At 69.1% G+C, this 18996-nt stretch carries 16 protein-coding genes and 1 tRNA gene; 15 read left to right on the forward strand and 2 right to left on the reverse strand.

Annotated elements, in window-relative coordinates; all coding sequences use genetic code 11:
* The first annotated feature begins 10 nt into the window (after positions 1-10).
* Together AC6I0Y_RS04895 and AC6I0Y_RS04900 are read left to right on the forward strand one after the other, a co-directional pair.
* Positions 11-1456: a bifunctional phosphopantothenoylcysteine decarboxylase/phosphopantothenate synthase gene (locus AC6I0Y_RS04895; protein ID WP_497733449.1), complete on the forward strand. Its 1446-nt coding sequence runs from the start codon at positions 11-13 to the stop codon at positions 1454-1456.
* Positions 1457-1466: 10 nt separating this feature from the next.
* Positions 1467-2102: a very short patch repair endonuclease gene (locus AC6I0Y_RS04900; protein WP_497733451.1), complete on the forward strand. Its 636-nt coding sequence runs from the start codon at positions 1467-1469 to the stop codon at positions 2100-2102.
* On the opposite strand, the gene AC6I0Y_RS04905 is transcribed toward AC6I0Y_RS04900, so the two are convergent.
* Positions 2099-3070 carry an IS481 family transposase gene (locus AC6I0Y_RS04905; RefSeq protein WP_217983497.1) on the reverse strand — a complete coding sequence of 324 codons (972 nt, stop codon included), beginning with the start codon at positions 3068-3070 and terminating at the stop codon, positions 2099-2101. The genes AC6I0Y_RS04900 and AC6I0Y_RS04905 overlap by 4 nt on opposite strands.
* 101 nt (positions 3071-3171) lie before the next feature.
* Complete coding sequence (gene brnQ / locus AC6I0Y_RS04910; RefSeq protein ID WP_497733453.1) at positions 3172-4500, reverse strand: branched-chain amino acid transport system II carrier protein; 1329 nt, start codon at positions 4498-4500, stop codon at positions 3172-3174.
* Positions 4501-5597: 1097 nt separating this feature from the next.
* On the opposite strand from brnQ, the gene AC6I0Y_RS04915 reads away from it, so the two are divergent.
* The 13 genes from AC6I0Y_RS04915 to AC6I0Y_RS04975 all read left to right on the forward strand — a co-directional run bounded on the left by AC6I0Y_RS04915 (position 5598) and on the right by AC6I0Y_RS04975 (position 18889).
* Positions 5598-5674: transfer RNA gene (locus AC6I0Y_RS04915), tRNA-Pro, on the forward strand.
* Positions 5675-5755: 81 nt separating this feature from the next.
* Positions 5756-6841: a protein kinase family protein gene (locus tag AC6I0Y_RS04920; protein ID WP_497733455.1), complete on the forward strand. Its 1086-nt coding sequence runs from the start codon at positions 5756-5758 to the stop codon at positions 6839-6841.
* Positions 6842-7082: 241 nt separating this feature from the next.
* Complete coding sequence (locus tag AC6I0Y_RS04925; protein WP_160709055.1) at positions 7083-8999, forward strand: NADH-quinone oxidoreductase subunit 5 family protein; 1917 nt, start codon at positions 7083-7085, stop codon at positions 8997-8999.
* A 14-nt stretch (positions 9000-9013) separates the two neighbouring features.
* Positions 9014-9883: a respiratory chain complex I subunit 1 family protein gene (locus AC6I0Y_RS04930; protein WP_160709053.1), complete on the forward strand. Its 870-nt coding sequence runs from the start codon at positions 9014-9016 to the stop codon at positions 9881-9883.
* 9 nt (positions 9884-9892) lie between these two features.
* Positions 9893-10339 (forward strand): NADH-quinone oxidoreductase subunit B family protein, encoded by a 447-nt coding sequence (locus AC6I0Y_RS04935; RefSeq protein ID WP_160709051.1) that lies wholly within the window; start codon positions 9893-9895, stop codon positions 10337-10339.
* 3 nt (positions 10340-10342) lie between these two features.
* Positions 10343-11107 (forward strand): NADH-quinone oxidoreductase subunit C, encoded by a 765-nt coding sequence (locus AC6I0Y_RS04940; protein ID WP_497733458.1) that lies wholly within the window; start codon positions 10343-10345, stop codon positions 11105-11107.
* Position 11108: 1 nt separating this feature from the next.
* On the forward strand, positions 11109-12197 hold the full coding sequence (locus tag AC6I0Y_RS04945) for a hydrogenase large subunit (RefSeq protein WP_497733460.1): 1089 nt from the start codon (positions 11109-11111) through the stop codon (positions 12195-12197).
* Positions 12198-12204: 7 nt separating this feature from the next.
* Positions 12205-12567 carry a 4Fe-4S dicluster domain-containing protein gene (locus tag AC6I0Y_RS04950; RefSeq protein WP_497733462.1) on the forward strand — a complete coding sequence of 121 codons (363 nt, stop codon included), beginning with the start codon at positions 12205-12207 and terminating at the stop codon, positions 12565-12567.
* A 243-nt stretch (positions 12568-12810) separates the two neighbouring features.
* On the forward strand, positions 12811-13425 hold the full coding sequence (locus AC6I0Y_RS04955) for a CDP-alcohol phosphatidyltransferase family protein (protein WP_370520288.1): 615 nt from the start codon (positions 12811-12813) through the stop codon (positions 13423-13425).
* A 5-nt stretch (positions 13426-13430) separates the two neighbouring features.
* Positions 13431-15698 (forward strand): VanW family protein, encoded by a 2268-nt coding sequence (locus tag AC6I0Y_RS04960; RefSeq protein WP_497733465.1) that lies wholly within the window; start codon positions 13431-13433, stop codon positions 15696-15698.
* A 71-nt stretch (positions 15699-15769) separates the two neighbouring features.
* Positions 15770-17077 carry a phenylacetate--CoA ligase family protein gene (locus AC6I0Y_RS04965; protein WP_160709568.1) on the forward strand — a complete coding sequence of 436 codons (1308 nt, stop codon included), beginning with the start codon at positions 15770-15772 and terminating at the stop codon, positions 17075-17077.
* Positions 17077-17499, forward strand: a complete 423-nt coding sequence (locus AC6I0Y_RS04970) for an ACT domain-containing protein (protein WP_497733467.1) — start codon at positions 17077-17079, stop codon at positions 17497-17499. Before AC6I0Y_RS04965 ends, AC6I0Y_RS04970 begins: the two co-directional genes overlap by 1 nt.
* Positions 17489-18889, forward strand: coding sequence for a D-alanyl-D-alanine carboxypeptidase family protein (locus AC6I0Y_RS04975; RefSeq protein WP_497733469.1), 1401 nt, complete (start codon positions 17489-17491; stop codon positions 18887-18889). The genes AC6I0Y_RS04970 and AC6I0Y_RS04975 overlap by 11 nt, the downstream gene beginning before the upstream one ends.
* Positions 18890-18996: the final 107 nt, after the last annotated feature.

Raw genomic sequence — 18996 nt, forward strand, 5'->3', positions numbered from 1 at the left:
AGGAGCCGCCATGACCGAGACGAGCGCGCCCCAGGTGCTGGTGGGCGTCACCGGCTGCATCGCCGCCTACAAAGCCTGCGAGGTGGTGCGCGGCCTGCAGAAGGCGGGCTGCGTGGTGAAGGTGGTCATGACCGAGCACGCCACGCGCTTCGTCGACCCCGTGACGTTCCGCTCGCTCACCCGCGAGAAGGTGGCCGTGGGGCTGTTCGACGACCCATCCGACCCCATCCACCACATCTCCCTGGCCGAGTGGTGCGACCTTATGCTCATCGCGCCGTGCACGGCCAACGTGGCGGCGAAGGTGGCCTGCGGCCTGGCTGACGACCTGCTCACCACCACGGCGCTTGCCTGCCCTGCGCCGCTCATGCTCGCGCCGGCCATGAACGTGCATATGTACGAGGCCGCCCCCACTCAGGCCAACCTCGCGCTTTTGCGCGAGCGCGGTGTGGTGGTGATGGAGGCAGACGAAGGCTACCAGGCCTGCGGGGACGTGGGACGCGGGCGCCTGCCCGAGCCTGACGCCATCGTGGCGCGCGCCCTCGAGGTGCTGGCGGCGGCGCCGGTGTCCGTGGCGACGCGGATCCAGGCGGCGGACGACGGGGCTGCGACGGCCCTCTTCCCGTCGGTGGGCACCGGAGCCGGCGCGGCGGCAGGGGATGCGCCCGCGGAGGGCATCGGGCCCGTAACGGCGGATTTGACCGGCCTCGACACCTTCGTGAGCGTCGCCGGCCAGCCCCGTGGCAAGCGCTGGGCGGCGGGGGAGGCCCCGACGTCGGCCGACGCCACCTGCGTGCTGCGCCCCGAGCAGGACATGGCGGGGCTGTCCGTGGTGGTGACCGCAGGCCCCACGGTGGAGCCCATCGACGCGGTGCGCTACGTGTCGAACTACTCAAGCGGCAAGATGGGCTACGCGCTCGCCACCGATGCCGCGGCGCGCGGGGCGGCGGTGACGCTCATCTCAGGGCCGGTTTCGCTGCCGGCGCCTGCGGGCGTGACGGTGGTGGGCGTGCGCACCGCGCGCGAGATGCTCGCCGCCGCCGAGCAGGCGTGTCCGGCGGCCTCCGTGGCGGTGTTCGCCGCCGCCGTGGCGGACTACCGCCCGGCCGCCCCGGTCGACCGCAAGCTCAAGAAGGGCGCCGATGATGCGGCCCTCGCTGCCGTCGAGCTCGTGCCCAACCCCGACATCCTGGCGACCATCGGCACTGCCAAGGGTCCGGGCCAGGTGATCGTGGGCTTCGCGGCCGAGACCGACGACGTGGCGGCCAACGCGCGCAAGAAGCTCGCGTCCAAGCATGCCGATATGATCGTCGCCAACCAGGTGGGGGAGGGCCGTGCCTTCGGCACCGACGACAACCAGGCCACCCTCGTCACCGCCGCCGGCGACGAGGTGCTGCCCCTCATGCCCAAGCCCGAGCTGGCCCACCTCATCTGGACGCGGGCACTTGCGCTGCAGTAGGGGAGCGAAGATGACGCGAACGACGACGGCAGAGGGCGCCGCCACGGAAGCGAGCGACGAGGAGGCCTCGGCGGCTTCGCGGGCAGAAGCCGAGGTCGCTCCTGGTCAAGAGACGCTCGTGCGCGAGACCGTCCCGGTCGCCTCGCCCTTCGGCGAGGTGAGCGCCGCCACGCGCAAGTGCATGCAGGGCAACAAGCGCCGCGACACCACGCCCGAGCTCAAGGTGCGCCGCATGCTGCGTGAGCTGGGGTTCCCCGGCTACCGGCTCGACTGGAAGAAGGCGCCGGGCCACCCGGACATCGCCTACCCCGGCCGGAAGATCGCGATCTTCATCCACGGTTGCTACTGGCACCACTGCCCGACGTGCAACCTCCCCATCCCCAAGAAGAACCCCGAGTACTGGGAGGCCAAGTTTCGCCGTAACCAGGAACGCGACGAGCGCACCCGCGCGGCGCTCGAGGCCGACGGCTGGAAGGTGGCCGTCATCTGGGAGCACCAGCTCAAGAAGGCCGAATTGGAGAATACGGAGCGCTACCTCTACGAGATAGTCCGCTGGGACGACCCGGAGGACGCTGGTGATACCGCTCCCGTCGAAGACCCGCGCACCGCCGCCGAGACCGCTGCGCGCACCGCCGAGGAACGCTAGCTGTTGTGTGCCAATAGGTTGTTTACGCCGACGATGCGCGACATGGGCGGCAGGCCCCCGCAGGCGCTGTGCGGCCGGTTCCAATTATAGCGCTCCAGGAAGGCGGGGAGGGCGGCCGCCCTCCCCGCCTCGCTCTCCCACGCCCTGCCGTACTGCCACTCCTGGGCGAGCGTGCGGTTCATGCGCTCGACCTTGCCGTTCTGCCATGGGCTGAAGGGCTTGGTGAAGACGTGGCGGATCCTCCTCTCCTCCAGCAGGGAGTTGAAGTCGCGGCTCCTGTATCCCGGGCCGTTGTCGGTCATCACGCGCTCGGCGCGCACCCCCATCCCCTCGAAGAAGCCCAGGCATCGCTCCATGAAGGCCCGGCACGTCCCCTTGCGCTCGTCGGGCAGCAGCTCGGCGTAGGCGACCCGGCTGAAGTCGTCGACGGCCACGTGCAGGCAGGCGCTGCCGGAGCCCCGGGCCGACCCGCACCCGCGGCCCCGGGCCCTGTGCCCGCCGCCGTCGGGGATGCGCGCCACCTTCTTGACGTCGACATGGAGCAGCTCGCCGGGCCCCTCGCGCTCGTAGCGGACGGGCGTGGCGGGCCCCCGTCGGCGGACCTCGCCGGTCACGCGGTCGACGTCTGCGAGCCGGGGCAGGCCGGAGCGCGCGACTATCCGGGCGCAGGTGCGGGCGGGCACGCCGGTCTCGGCGGCCAGCGCGAGCGGGGCGAGGAGCATCGACGACCGCGCCCGGACCACCCGCTCGACGTCCTCCGAGGGGGTTGCCCGCGCCAGGCGCCGCGGCCTGGACGAGCGGTCGGACATCGGCTCCCCGCGGGCGGCGCGGGCCAGCCACTTCGCGGCGGTCTGGCGGCTCACGCCCATCTCGCGGGCGGTCCGGGCCACGCCGAGGCCCGCTTTTACGCGGGAGACGAGGGTCTCCCGCCCCTTCGGGGTGAGCCTTGCGTTAGGATGCTGTGACATGGGAGGGCCCCCTTCGCCGTAAGCCTAGACAACTCACAGCATCGCGGAGTCCTCCCTATTTGTCACTATCGGAATGTAAACAACGTCTTGGCGCTAAACAGCTAGCCGACCGGCGATCCCTCCTCCTCGAGGGCCTTCTCCACCGGCGCGTCCAGAAGGTCGCGGCTGCGTCCCGCCGGACGGGCGGCCAGCCAGCCGATGATGCCGCCGGCCGCGGCGAAGGGCAGCCAGCTGAACCCGAACTCATAGAGCGGCAGCGCCGTCACGAAGGGCGCCAGGCCGAAGCTGTCGTGGGCCACGATGACCACGCTCGCCGCGAACGCGCCTAAGGCGGCGCCCTTGTAGGCCCAGGTGGTGTGGATGCGGCGCAGGAACAGGATGAGTACCACCGTGGTCATGAACGGCGGGCACACCACCGACAGGATGGGGGTGGCCAGCGCGATGATGGCCTCAAGCCCGAGGTTACAGATGAGCAGCCCGCACCCGATGACGATGAGCACGCCGGCGCGGTAGGGGAGCCGCCCCCGCGTCACGCGCTCGAAGTAGGAGGCCGTGGCGCCGGTGAGCCCGATGGCCGTGGTCAGGCAGGCCAGTCCCACCACCACGCCGAGCACGAGCACGCCGGTCTCGCCCATGAGGTGCTTCGTGATCTCCACGATGAGCTGCGCCTGGTTGAGCTCGGGGCCGAACGAGAGCCCGGTCATGGCGCCAAGGTAGGTGAGTCCGCCGTAGATGAGCGCCAGGAGCACGGCGGCTACGCAGCTCGCGAGCGCCATCACCTTGAGCTGCGAGCGGCGCGCCGTGTAGCCGTCCGCGCGGACGGCGTCCTGGATGACGATGGCGAAGCCTACGCAGGCGATGATGTCCATGGCCTGGTAGCCGGCGAGGATACCGTCTTGGGCCACGTGCGCCGAGTGCGGCGCGCCCACGTCCCCGATGGGGTTTACCACGCCGGCCGCCACGAGCACGATGATGCCGAGCACGAGCAGCGGCGTGAGCACCTTGCCGACGATGCCCACCACGCGCGACTGGCTGAAGGTGAGCGCGAGCACGAGCGCGAAGAACAGGACGGAGAACGGCGCCAGGCCCATCCCGTCGCCGATGAGCGGCATCACCGCCATCTCGTAGGTGGTGGCGGCCGTGCGCGGCGTGGCGATGAGCACGCCGGTGCACAGGATGGCAGCCGTGTTCATGGCAAGGCCCGGCACGCGCCCGAGGGTGCCCTCGATGGCGGCGTTGGCCCCGCCAGCCGCGTTGAGCGCGAAGATGCCCACGCAGGAGAGCACCACGTCGACGAAGATGAAGCAGGCGAAGCCAACGAGCCACTCGCTGCCGCTCGTCATGCCCAGATACGGCGGGAAGATGAGGTTGCCCGCCCCGAAGAACATGGCGAACAGGGCCAGCCCCGTGACCAACGCGTCTTTTCTCACTGCATCCTCCTCGCATCGCGCTCTATCGCCTGATTATCGGCGTTGCGCCCGGGCCGCGAAACCTTCCGCGCCTACCGGTATCCCAACCGAAAGCCCCTCGTAACGGTGGGGACGGCCGGGGTGCTTCGTCGGCGCAGGGCAAGAATCATAGCGGGATCCCCCGTGCCGCCTCGTCGCTTCGCAGGTTCTCCAGAAGCCGCGTGGCAAGGCGATCGCCGGCGTCCTCGCGTGTCCGGGCGGAAAAACGTCGCATTTCATGCGAGAAAAACTAGCTTTGCATGATAGCGGTGGCTTCCGCGCTGGGAAGCTGGGGACTCGAGGGTTCCGCCGCAACGCATCGCTGAACGCGAGCTGGGGAAACGTCCGGCTCTTCGGTCCGCGCACACCTCGAAGGCACGCCGCGATCATGCAAAGCCGTCCTTTCTCGCGAAAAAAAGCCGCGTTTCGTGCCCGACCCCCATCGACGAGCAGCGCAACCCGATCCGGTGGGTGTTTCACTTGAAACACCCACCGTGTTCCCCTGCGCCCCAGCCCCCGTCGCGCGCCCCAGCCCCCGACGCCCCCCAACCCCCGCCCCGCGCGTCACAACCCCCGTCCCGGCTTCTCTCGTGCCCCGGGTTCCCGGGTTCCCGCTCCTCGCGTCCTTCGCCTCGGATCTCGCGTGCCCCCGTGCCCGAGGCGCTAGGCCTTGCGCCGGCCCCCACGCCTTCGCGCCTGAGCCTTGCGATCGGGCGACTCTGCCGAAGGGCGCCGCGAATGTTTCACGTGAAACATTCGCCCGCTCCCTGTTCCAAGCCCCTGTGCGTCGTGCTCCGCGCGCCTCGGCCCCGTTCCGCGCGCCGCATCCCGCTCCGGGTGTCGGTGCCCCGGATTCCGCGCGCCGGGCTCCGTCTCCCCTGATCCCCCCCCGAGGGGGCGTGCCCCTGCGCTCGCAATCGCGTCCTCGGTCGGAGCGTCTGACCCAGCGTGCCTCCGTGCGGCGCTGTGGATTGCGCGAAGGGAAAGGCCGCAGAAAATTTCTTCTTGAAATGCCTCCGAAGTAACGCTAAGATAGTCAAGCTGTTTGAGCGAGAACGCGTCTTGCGCAGATGGCACAACGGGTTGTGGCGCAGTTTGGTAGCGCACTTGACTGGGGGTCAAGGGGTCGCAGGTTCAAATCCTGTCAACCCGACCAGCTTCTTCGAGGAGCCGGTGGCAGAAGCCGCCGGCTCCTCTTCTTTTGTATAATAGTCGGATGGTGGAAAGGAGGCGTGAGATGCTCTACCAGCTGATGAACAAGGACGTCGTGGTGGCTACCTACGAGGAGACCGCCTCGCTCGACGACTACCGCTACAACGAGGTCGAGCAGTTTGACGCCTATCTTCCCTACGGCTTCGTCAACATCAACGACTGGATCGACGGCCGCCAGATCGCGAAGCACCGCGTCTCCATCGAGAGGCTCATGCGCGAGCTGGGGCTCACGACGCGCCACGACTTTATCGCCATGGCCCGCTGCCTCTCGCTCACCGACACGTTCTGGATGAAGCGCGCCGACGAGGACATCGCGTGGGACGACGTGTCGCTCTACCGCAACCCCTTCGACGACGTGATCGCCCGCATCGCCTTCGACGGCACGGGGATGTACGGCCGCCAGAACTCGCCGACCTCGCCGGAGTACGCCACCTCTGGTTCGTTCGCCAAGTGCTGGGTGCGCGAGGGCGATCAGATCTCGCTCCTCAAGCGGGGGAGCACGGGGTATGCCAACGCGGGCTTCGAGCCGTACTCCGAGGCGCTTGCCTCCGCCGTGCTGGACGCGGCGGGCATCGCGCACGTCCCCTACGAGGTGGTGAGCTACCACGGCACGCTCGCGAGCAAGTGCCCCCTGTTCACCTCGGAGGAGGTGGGGTTCGTTTCGGCCCACCGCTTCTTTGACGGCCCGTTCGACATCGAGGACATGCTCGCGTTCTGCGCCGAGCACGGCGGGGACGCGCGCTTTCGCGAGATGGTGGTCATGGACGCCATCACGGCCAACGTTGACCGCCACGCGGGCAACTACGGCTTCCTCGTGGACAACGACACGGGCGAGGTGCTCGGCCAGGCGCCGCTGTTCGACCAGAACATGGCGTGTTTGCCCATGATGATGGAGCAGGATGACTTCGACGCCTACCTCAGCATGATCGGCCCGAAGATCGGGGCGACCTTCGTCGGAGTGGCCCGTGCCCTGCTCACCTCCGAGCTGCGCGCCCTGCTCATCGCGCTCAAGGACTTCGAGTACGCCGACCCGGGGCTGGGCTATCCGGCTTGGAAGCTCGCGTCGGTCAACCGCCTGAAGGACCGCATGATCGCCGACATCCTGGCCTAGGGGCGGCCCTTCTGCCGTTCGTCCTGATAGGGACGCCGTCGGCCCCGGAGGCCTCGTCCCGCGCCGGCCCTTCACCGAGCAATACGGCCCTGCCCATCGCGATCCCCCGCGGGCGCGGCGCGGCTTTTGGTACCCTCGATGCCAGAAGGGGGCGCCTCGCCCCGCGCCGGCAGCGACGCATCGCGAGCCCGTGCGGGGAGCGGCAGCCCCTGAAGGCAAATCGGGTAGAAGGGGGAATTTCGTGGCATTGCTCGGATTTCTCATCGTTTTCCCGCTCGTGGTGGCCGCGGTGCTCCTTGCCGTGCGCGGCGACGGCGCGCGAAACGTCATCGTCGGCGCCTCGGCCGTCATCATCGGCGTGGCCTCGGTGGTGCTCGTCGCCACCAACCTGGGCACGTCGGGCGTGTACTTCGAGTTCTCGTCGGTCGTGCTCGACTACGTCTGCACGGGGGTGAGCGTCGTCCTCGTCGGCATCGTCCTCTCCTTCGCGGTGAGGTACAAAAACCTCCCGGCGGGTGCCCTCGCCCTCGTCCAGCTGGTCGGCGCGCTCGTGCTCGAGTTCGCGTTCGCCCATGAGGTGGAGGTGCCCCTCGGCCTGTACTTCGACTCGCTCTCGCTGCTCATGGCATTCATCATCGGCGTCATCGGCAGCGGCATCTGCGTCTACGCGCTCGGCTACATGCGCGACTTCCAGGCCCATGAGCCCGAGGGCGCCAAGGACCGCCGCCCGCTGTTCTTCGCCCTCATGTTCGTGTTCCTCTCCGCCATGTTCGTCATCGTGTTCTCCAACAACATGATGTGGATGTTCGCGGGCTGGGAAGTCACCACCGTCTGCTCGTTCCTCCTCATCGGCTACACCAAGACCGACGAGGCCATCGCCAACGCCTTCCGCCAGATCATCATGAACCTGGCCGGCGGCATCGGGTTCCTCGTGGCGCTCTACGTGTGCGCCATCCAGCTCGAGACCCTCTCGTTCGTCGAGTTCCTCATGCTCGGCGTGGCTGACCCGGCCCTCGTGGCGCTGGCCGTGGTGGCGCTCGCCTTCGCGGGCATCACCAAGGCCGCGCAGATGCCCTTCCAGACGTGGCTTCTGGGCGCCATGGTGGCCCCCACCCCCACGAGCGCCCTGCTCCACTCCTCCACCATGGTGAAGGCGGGCGTGTTCCTGCTCGTGAAGCTCGCGCCCATCATGCTCATGAGCCCCGTGCCCTCCATGATGGTCATGCTCGTGGGCGGCATCACGTTCCTCCTCTGCTCGTTCATGGCCATCAGCCAGTCCAACGCCAAGCGCGTGCTGGCCTACTCGACTATCGCCAACCTCGGCCTCATCACGGCCTGCGCCGGCGTGGGCACGCCGGAGGCGGTGTGGGCGGCTGAGTTCCTCATCCTGTTCCACGCCATCGCCAAGAGCCTGCTGTTTCTGTGCGTCGGCACCGCCGAGCACCACATCGGCAGCCGCGACATCGAGTCGATGGACCTGCTCTTCGACCGCATGCCGCGTCTGGCCCGCTTCATGATGCTCGGCATCATGTGCATGTTCATCGCGCCGTTCGGCATGCTTGTGGCCAAGTGGGCCACGCTCGTGTCGTTCGTCGACATGGATCAGGTGGCGCTCGTCATCATCCTGGCCTTCGGCTCGGCCGCCACGTTCATGTTCTGGGCCAAGTGGCTCGGCAAGCTCGCGGGCATCGCCGGCGAGCCGGAGAACGTGGAGGTCACCGTCCACAAGAGCGAGTGGGCGTCGCTTCTGCTCATGGCAGCGCTGCTCGTGGTGGCCTGCGTGACGCTGCCGCTCATCTCCGCCTACCTGGTGGAGCCCTACGTGGTGTCGGTCTATGGCATCCTCGGGCAGGACATCGCCACCGACAACCTCTGGATCGCGAGCATCTGCGTGGCCATCGTGGTGATCGTGCTGTTCGCGGGAATGGGCGGCTCCAAGGCGCGTAAGGTGGACGTCTACCTGGCCGGCGTCAGTCGCGGCTCGGAGGAGCGCGCGTTCCAGAACGCGCTGTCGGGCACGACGGTGGCCACGGCGCGCAACTGGTATATGGACGACGTGTTCGGCGAGAAGCGCATCGCGCCGGTAGGCGTCGTGTTCAACTCCATCATCATGGCCGCGGCCTTCGTCATCGCCGCCGTCGCCCCGATGGTGCTCTAGAAAGGGGCGTGACCATGACCATCCTCATCACCGTCATCGGCACCATCCTGTTCGGGCTCATCGCGCCTGTCGTGGGGTGCCTGCTGGCTGGCCTCGACCGCATCATCAGCGCCCGCATGCAGGGCCGCGTGGGGCCGCCGCTGCTCCAGCCCTACTACGACGTGCGCAAGCTCTTCGAGAAGGAGAGCGTGGCGGTCAACTCCGTCGAGCGCACCTACGTGGCCTGCGCGCTGCTCTTCGCCTGCGTGGCCGGCGGCGTGTTCTTCACCGGCGGAAACCTGCTCATGTGCGTGTTCGTCATCACGCTCTCGAGCCTGTTCTTCATCATGGCCGCCTATTCCTCGCGCAGCCCCTATGCCGAGGTGGGCGCCGCCCGCGAGACGCTGCAGGTCATGGCCTACGAGCCCATGGTGCTGCTTCTGGCCGTGGGCTTCTATATGGCCGCCGGCACCTTCAACGTGGGCGACGTGCTTTCGCTCGACGTGCCCATCATCGCCACCATCTGGCTCGTGTTCCTGGGCCTGCTGTTCATCCTCACCATCAAGCTGCGCAAGTCGCCCTTCGACCTGTCGATGTCGCACCACGCGCACCAGGAGATCGTCCGCGGCATGACCACGGAGATGAGCGGCCCCACCTTAGGCCTGGTGGAGATCATGCACTGGTGCGAGAACGTGCTGTTCCTCGGCTGGATCGGGATGTTCTTCGTGTGGGGCAACCCGCTCTCGCTCATCCTGGCCGTGGTCGTGGTGCTGGCGGTCTACTTCCTCGAGATCTGGATCGACAACAACTTCGCGCGTGTGAAGTGGCAGTTCATGCTGAAGTCCGCCTGGGCCGTGGCGCTCGTCGCCGGCGGCGTGAACATCGCGTTCCTCGCGTTTATGTAAGGAGGCACCATGGCTTTCGCATCGAAATCCCCCTGGGTGATCCACTACGACGGCTCGAGCTGCAACGGCTGTGACATCGAGGTCCTGGCCACGCTGTGCCCGGGCTTCGACGGCGAGCGCTTCGGCGTGGTGAACACGGGCAACCCCAAGCACGCCGACATCTTCCTGGTGACCGGCTCGGTCAACGAGCAGAACATCGACGTCGTGCGTGAGATCTACAACCAGATGGTCGAGCCGAAGGTGGTCGTCGCGTGCGGCATCTGCGCCTGCTCCGGCGGCATCTTCCATGACTGCTACAACGTCATCGGCGGAGTGGACAAGGCCATTCCTGTCGACGTGTACGCCCCGGGCTGCGCCGTGCGCCCCGAGGCGCTCATCGACGCCATCGTCAAGGGCGTCGCCGTCCTGGACGAGAAGTCCCAGGCGCTCAAAGAGTCGAAGAAGAGGGGGGAGTAGCCCATGGCCCAGTTCAGCCAGGAGTTCGCGCCGCTGCCCATCGAGGCCATCCATGAGGAGGCCCTTGCGCGCAAGGCGGGCGGCTGGCGCTACGTCCAGACCCTCGCCGTCAACACCGAGGCCGGCATCGACCTCGTCTACTCGTACATGAAGGACGGCCTGCTCGAGAACCTCGTGGCCAAGGCCCTGCCCGCCGGATCGACCGTGCCCTCCGTCACCGACCAGTTCCTGGCCGCGTTCGTGTTCGAGAACGAGATCCACGACCTGTTCGGCATCACCTTCGAGGGCCTGGCCATCGACTTCGGCGGCAACTTCTACCGCGTGGCGCAGAAGGAGCCCATGACCATCATCTCCCCCGAGCTCAAGGCCGCGCGCGAGAAGGCGGCGAAGGTGGCGGCCGCCAAGGCCGCGAAGGAGGCTGCCAAGGCCGACCGCGCCGAGAAGGCGGGGGAGGCCCAGGCGGAGTTTCTGGCGACGCATCCCGAGGCCGCGTCCCCCGCGAAGGGCGGGCGCGTGTTCACGCCGTCCGACGACGAGGCCGTGGAGGCCAAGCTCGCCGGCATGGACCCGGAGAAGGTGGCCCGCGTGCGCGCCGCCATCGCCGCCAAGGCCAAGAAGGCCGCCGCGGCCGAGCAGGACGCCGCCAAGGACGCCGAGCTGGAAGCCAAGCTCGCCGCCATGGACCCGGAGAAGGCCGCTAAGGTGCGCGCGGCCATGGAGGCCAAGGCCAAGAAGGCGGCCGAGGCCGCTGCGAAGGAAGGTGAGTAGCATGGGCAAGGCGACGGTCATCCCCTTCGGGCCCCAGCATCCCGTTCTCCCCGAGCCGCTTCACCTCGACCTGGTGGTCGAGGACGAGACGGTCATCGAGGCCATCCCCCAGATCGGCTTTGTCCACCGCGGCCTCGAGAAGCTCGTCGAGACGCGCGACTACAACCAGTTCATCTACGTGGCCGAGCGCATCTGCGGCATCTGCGCCATGGGGCACTCCCTCGGCTACGCCGAGACGGTGGAGTCGCTCATGGGCGTGGAGGTGCCCAAGCGCGCCGAGTACCTGCGCGTCATCTGGCATGAGCTCTCGCGCGTGCACTCGCATCTGCTGTGGCTGGGGCTCGCCGCCGACGCCTTCGGCTTCGAGAGCATGTTCATGCACTGCTGGCGTTTGCGCGAGCGCGTGCTCGACCTCTTCGAGAAGACCACGGGCGGGCGCGTGATCCTTTCCGTCGTGAAGGTGGGCGGCGTGGTTCGCGACATCGACGACGCCATGATGGCCCAGGTCATCGCCACCCTCGACGGCATCATGGATGACTACACCAAGATCATGAACACCCTGCTCACCGACACGTCGGTCAAGAACCGCACGGTGGACGTGGGCTACATCAGCCACGAGGACGCGCTCGCGCTGTCGATGGTGGGTCCTTTCGCTCGCGCCTCGGCGGTCAACTACGATGTGCGCTCCTTCGGCCGCGGCGCCTACGGCGACCTGGCCGACTTCCGGCCCATCTTGGACGACGGCGGCGACTGCTTCGCCCGCGTGAAGGTGCGCTGCCTGGAGGTGCTCCAGTCCATCGAGATCATCAAGGAGCTGGCGGCCAAGATGCCCGCCGGCGACATCGAGGCGGCGGTGAAGGGCGCGCCGGCCGACGGCGCCCAGGCCTCCAACGTGCTCGAGCAGCCCCGCGGCGAGTGCTACTACTACGCCCGCGGCAACGGCACCAAGAACCTCGAGCGCATGCGCATGCGCACGCCCACCTCGCAGAACCTGGCGGGCATGACCTCGGCGCTGGCCGGCTGCGACCTGGCTGACGTCAACATGATCATCCTGACCATCGACCCGTGCATCAGCTGCACAGAGAGGTAGGGAAGCCATGGGTTCCTTCAAGCTCGGCGGCATGACCTTCGGGTCGCTGTTCAAGAAGCCCGAGACCGTCCTGTACCCGCTGGAGACCAAGACCCCGCCGGCGGGGCTCAAGGGCCACATCGTCAACGACGTGAACCGGTGCATCCTGTGCGGCATCTGCCAGAAGACCTGCCCCTGCCATGCCATCACGGTGGAGAAGAAGGCCCGTACCTGGGCCATCGACCCCTTCCGCTGCGTCCAGTGCGGCTCCTGCGCGCGCGCCTGCCCCAAGGCGTGCCTGAGCATGGATCCGGCCTACACCCCGGTGGCGACCAGCGAGTACGTCCGCGTGCTCGAGGTGCCCGACCAGAAGGCGGCGGCCGCGGAGTAGGGGAGCGGCGGAAAGGCGAGTCTGGGGCGCCTCGCGCGCGCCTCTCCGCGCGCCTGTGTGTATCGTTTGTCCTTCGAGACGGCAAAGCTTAAGAAACGGGCGATGGCGTCGGGGTGCTGCTACAATTACCATTCGCATAGTCGATGATCCGGGCTCCTCGCGGGGCCCGGATTTCATGAGAGGGCGGGGGACATGGGCGCAGCGCGGCAGGGAAAGACGGATCAGGTTCGGGAAGAGGAGCCGGTGAGCGATCGCATCCTCACCCTTCCCAACGTCATCTCGGTCATCCGCCTGTGCCTCGTGCCGCTCTACCTGGCGCTGCTCATGGGCGGCCAGGACCTGGCCGCCGCCGTCACCTTCGCCGTGGCCGCGGGCACCGACTTTCTCGACGGGCAGATCGCCCGCCGCACCCACACCGTCTCCAAGCTCGGCCAGCTGCTCGACCCGACGGTCGACCGCGTCCTCATGATCACCGGCGTCTTGGGCGTGTTTCTGGTGGGGCGCCTGCCGCTGTGGATCATCCTCGTCGTGGTGCTGCGCGACGCGCTACTGCTCGGGGGCGGCTCGTGGCTGCTCTTCAAGCGCGGCATCCGCGTGCCCGTCATCTACCCGGGCAAGTTCGCCACCACGTTTCTGTTCGTGGGCTTCGCCGGCCTGGTGCTCAACGCGCCCCTCGTGCCGGGCCTGGGCCTCACCGACGCGGCATGGCTGCCCGGCTTCACCGCCGCGCCGGTGTCCTGGGGCATCTGGTTCATCTACGGAGGCCTGATCCTGGCCATCGGCACCACCGTCTACTACCTGTGGGCGGCCCTGCGCGCCCTCAAGGCCCAGGGCTTGGGCGGGGAAGGCCCGCGGTAAGGCCCATGGCCCGCGATTCGCGCTCCCGCCGCCACGCCGCCGGCTCGTCGCCGGCCTCGGGTCGCCGCCGCTCGGCAGCCTCGGTGCGCGCCGCCCATGAGCGCTCCCGATCCGCCGCTCCCGACCGCGCCCCTGCTGCCGGCGGGTCGCGCCGCGCCGCCTCCGACCGGGCTTCTGCCCGGCCAGCGCGCCGCTCGGCTGCCACGGTTCTGCGCGAGGCCGGTGTGACGGCGGACGAGGCCCCGCGCCGCGCCGCCCGCGTGCCCGCGTCCGCGCCGGCTGCCGCCGAGGCGGTCCTCGGCGTGGCCGGGCTCGTCGCCGAGGGGGCCGCGCGCGTCGGGCGTGCCGCGGCAGGCCTGATGGGCTGCTCGAAGGCGGCTCGCATCGTCCTGGCCGTCGCCTTGGCCGCGGCCGTCGTCCTCGTCGCCGACGGCGTCGCCACCGCAGGACGCGTGTACGGCGGCGTGACCGTGGGCGGCGTGGATGTGGGCGGCATGACCCAGGCCGAGGCCGAGCAGGCCATCGCGGGCGCCTACGGCGAGCGCCTCGCCGGGACGCGCGTCGTCATCTTCGCGAGCGAGGAGGCCCGCGATACCGTGGACGTGGACTTGCAGCGCCTCCAGGAAGAGGCCCTGGCCGAGCAGCTCTCGGTGGAGGAGGCCCAGCAGGCCAAGCAGCTGTGGGTGACCGACGCCGAGGCCCTCGGCGCCACGCTGCCCGCCGCCGAGCTGGCAGCCGAGGCGCTTGCCGTGGGCCGCGAGGACGGCGGCCTCGGCGCGCGCCTGGGCGCCGGGCTGGCCGGACGGGACATCCCCGTGCATGCCGCCTACGACGCCGCGGCGCTCGAGGCCCTCGGCCAGTCCCTCGACGCCACGATCGGCGAGCCGCGCACCGACTGGTCCGTGGCGGTGGAGGACGGCCAGGCCCGCGTCGTGGAGGGGCGCGCCGGGCGCCTGGTGAGCCGGGATGCGCTCGCAGCCTCCCTCGACGAGGCGCTCCTGCGCGCTGATGTGGCCGACGCCGAGTTCGTGGCCGTCGCCGAGGACGCCCCCTCGCGCACCACCGAGGCCCAGGCCCGCGGCACGGCCGACGCGCTCAACGCCGCTCTCGCACGGCCGCTCTCCTTCACCTACGAGGAGCGCGTCTACGACGTGACGCGCGAGGAGGCCGCCGCATGGCTCGACGTGGCGGTGGAGGAGGCCGACGCGGGCGCCGCCCTCGTCGTGACGGTGGATCCCGCCCGGGCGCGCGCCACCCTCGTGAAGAAGATCCACGCCGCCGCCACGGGCGACCCGGTGGCCGTGACCTTCCTCGTAGAGGGCGGCGCGGTCACGGTGGGCACCGACGGCACCGTGGTCATTCCGCAGATAGACGACGCGCTCGCCGTGCTCGACGACGCGCTCCTCGCGCCCGCGCGCCAGGCTGGCGCCCCGGGCTCCCAGGGAGCCCCGGACCAGGCGGCCGACGCCCTGTCCGTGCCCGTCGAGGCCGTCACGGCGCCGGCCGCCCTCAGCCTCGATGACGCGTTGGCCTGCGGGCTGGTGGAGGAGGTGTCCTCCTACACCACGCGGTTCACCAACACCGAGTCCACGGCCAACCGCACCCACAACATCAAGCTGATCTGCGATATCTTGAACGACGGCGTCGTGGGTGCCGGAGGCTCGTGGTCGTTCAACGACCGCGCCGGCGAGCGCACGGCCGAGCGCGGCTTTCTCGGCGCCGGCGCCATCATCGACAACGAGTACACCGATGATGTGGGCGGCGGCATCTGCCAGGTGGCCACCACCATCTTCAACGCCGTCTACGACAGCGGCCTGCCCATCGACAAGCGCACCAACCACTCGCTCTACATCGACAGCTACCCGGCTGGGCGCGACGCGGCGGTGTCGTGGCCCGACCTCGACCTCGTGTGGCGAAATGACACCTCTTCTGACATTCTGCTGCGCCTCACCTACACCGACGACAGCATAACCGCTACACTATACGGCGTTGACCCGGGCTACGCCGTCTCCACCCAGGAGGGGGAGTGGACGCCGGGCAAGAAGCATTCCACGCGCACCGAGCGGGATGATTCGCTCGCCCCCGGCACCAGCTACGTGAAGACAGCTGGCTCCGACGGGCAGCGCTATTCCGTCACCCGCACGGTGAAGGCGCAGAATGGGGAGGTGCTCCGGCAAGACGCCTTCTACTCCACCTACGCCCCCATCACCGAGGTCGTCGTCAAGGGCCCCGATGCGCCCGAGGGCGTGGCGGCGGAGCAGCCGGCGTCCTAGCAGGAGCGTCTTCTGGCACGGGGATGCCGTGCCTGGTGAGAGAGGACAACCCCAAGGAGCAAGGAAGGTCCATGTACTACCAACCTGAGATCGAGACCATGCCGGTCGACGAGCTGCGCGCGCTGCAGCTCACGCGCATGCGCGAGTCCATGCGCAACGCCTACGAGAACGTGCCGCTGTTCCGCGAGCGCTTCGACGCCGCCGGGGTGAGCCCCGACGACCTTGAGAGCCTGGAGGACCTGGCGCGGTTCCCCTTCGTGGTGAAGCAGGACATGCGCGACGCCTACCCGTTCGGGATGTTCGCCCGCGAGAACAAGGACGTCGCCCGCATCCACGCCTCGTCGGGCACGACGGGCCAGGCCACCGTGGTCGGCCACACCGCCTCCGACCTCGCCAACTGGGGCGACTGCTTCGCCCGCGGCATCGCCATGGTGGGCGGATCGGAGGACTCCACCATCCAGGTGTCCTACGGCTACGGCCTGTTCACCGGCGGTTTGGGGGCCCATGCCGGCGGCGAGGCCATGGGCTGCACCGTCATCCCCACCTCCTCGGGCAACACCAAGCGCCAGGTGCAGATGATGAAGGACTGCAAGACCGACATCCTGGCCTGCACGCCCTCCTACGCCCTGCTCATCGCCGACACGGCCATCGAGATGGGCTACGACCCGGCCACGGAGTTCCCCATCTCCGCCGTCATCTGCGGCGCGGAGCCGGCGTCCCAGAACATGAAGGACGAGATCGCCGAGAAGCTCGGCGTCCAGTACTGCGACGTCTACGGCCTCTCTGAGATCATGGGCCCGGGCGTGGCCATGGAGTGCAAGGAGCGCGGCGGCATCCACGTGGCCGAGGACCAGTTCTACTGCGAGATCGTCGACCCGGAGACGCTCGAGGTGCTGCCGGACGGCGAGTGGGGCGAGCTGGTCATCACCACGCTCGTGCGCGAGTGCTGCCCGCTCATCCGCTACCGCACCCGCGACGTCACGCGCATCATCTCCGAGCCCTGCGCGTGCGGGCGCACCCATCGCAAGATCGACTACCTGCGCGGCCGCACCGACGACATGCTCATCATCCGCGGCGTGAACGTGTTCCCGTCCCAGATCGAGCAGGTCATCACCGAGTTCCCGGAGATTGCCACGCAGTACCAGATCATCCTCAGCAACAAGGGCCCGCTCGACCGCGTGGAGCTTCAGGTGGAGACGGTTCCCGAGTTCCCCATCGACGAGGTCCGCAAGATCGAGGACCTCAAATCCCGCCTGGGCGCCGAGCTCAAGAGCAACCTCCAGGTGGCCGTCGAGATCAAGATCGTGGAGCCCAAGACCATCGAGCGCTCCATGGGCAAGGCAAAGCGCGTCATCGACCTCAGGGAGGCGAAGAACTAATGATTTCCCAGCTCACCGTCTTTCTCGCCAACGAGCGCGGCCGCCTGGCGGCCGCGTGCCGCACGCTGGCCGACGCCGGCTTCAACATGCACTCGCTCGTCCTGGCCGACACGGCCGACTTCGGCGTGGTGCGCATCTTCTGCGACCGCCCCGACGAGGCCGCGTCGCTCCTCGTGGACGCCGGCTACCGCGCCGCCGTCACGCCGGTCATCGCCGTGCGCGTGCCCAACGAGCCGGGCGGGCTCGCGCGCCTGCTCGAGTTCTGCGACGAGGCCGGCATGAACGTCGAGTACGGCTACTGCTACTCCGTCGGCGAGGATGGGGCCATCGACGTGCTGAAGATCGAGGGCACCGGCGCCGAGGAGCGCCTGGCGGCCGCTGGGTTCGCCGTCGTGCGCGCCGAGGAGATCTATGCAGCCTAGCCGCTCCTTCGAGGCCACCGGCCGCGCGCGGATGCGCCAGCTGGCGTGCGCCCTTCTCCTGGGCGCCGCCCTGGCGTTCGGCGGCCTTCTCGCGCCGGGTGCCGCCTGGGCCGATGTGCGCAAGACCGACCTGGTCATGGGCCGCACGGTGGAGCAGCGGGGGCTTCCCGCCGCGCTCTGCCCCAACGTGGCGGCCGACTACGCGGTGCTGCTGTCCTCGGACGGCACGGTCTACTTCGAGCGCGACGCCGACACCCAGGCGCGCATCGCCTCCATCACCAAGGTGATGACCGCCATCGTGGCCCTCGACAGCGGCGCGCCGCTCGACACGCCCGTCACGGTGAGCGCCAAGGCCGCCCAGGTGGGCGAGTCGAGCGCGGGGCTGCTCGCCGGCGACACGATGACGCTCGAGTCGGCGCTCAAGGGGCTCATGATCCCCTCGGGCAACGACGCGGCCATCGCCATCGCCGAGACGCTCGGGCCCTTGCTCGGCTCGGGTGATGCCGAGGCGGCCTTCGTGGCTGCCATGAACGCCAAGGCGGCCGAGCTGGGCATGGAGGGCTCCCTGTTCGCCAACCCCCACGGCCTCGACAACGGCTCCCACGCCGCCGACATGCACTGCTCGGCGCGGGACGTGGCCATCATGTGCCGCTATGCCATGGAAAACGAGACCTTCCGCGCCATCGTGGCCGTCGACGAGGCCTCCATCCCCGTGACGCGGGCCGACGGCACGGCCGCCACGGTCGTGCTCAAGTCCACCGACAAGCTCATCGGCGTCTACGAGGGCGCCTGCGGCATCAAGACCGGCTACACCGAGGCCGCCGGCCAGTCGTTCGCCGGCGCATGCGAGCGCGGCGGCGAGTACCTCTACGCCATCGTGCTGCACTCCACCTCGGAGGACCAGCGCTTCGAGGACGCCGAGGCGCTCTACAACTGGGTCTACGACAACCGCGTGAGCTACCCGCTCGCCCACAGCGACCGTACGGTGACCATGACGCGCGACGGTGAGTCGCGCGAGGTGCCGGTGGTGGCCGAGGTGGCGCTCGGCGCGTGGCCCGACAAGACGGTGCCGGCCACCTTCGCCGATCCGGACGCGGCCGTGGAGGTGTTCGCGCCCGACGGCAACGTGAGCCAGTCCTTCGAGCTGTTCGACGTGAACGGCGCGGTGAAGGCGGGCGACACCCTGGGCCGGGCCACGTTCTACCAGGCCAACGAGGTGGTGGCCATGCAAGACGTGGTGGCCGCGGCCGACGCGGAGGCCCCCGGCGTCTTCGAGGGGGTGGGCATTTGGTGGGATCGCCTCTGGCGCGGGCTGGCAGGCGAGAGCACCGTGGCCGAGTCGGTTATCATTAACGGCACCCCGCTCATCTTCGACAAGACGCAGCGGTAGCGCGGCAGCCGGCGCTAAGCCGGCCCTCCGCGCGGCGTCGCAGGCCTTCGCGGCCGCGGCGCCTGATCCTTGGGACCTTGTGCGGCCGGCGCCATCGCCGGCCGCCT

Source organism: Adlercreutzia sp. St.1H8, from assembly GCF_059728655.1.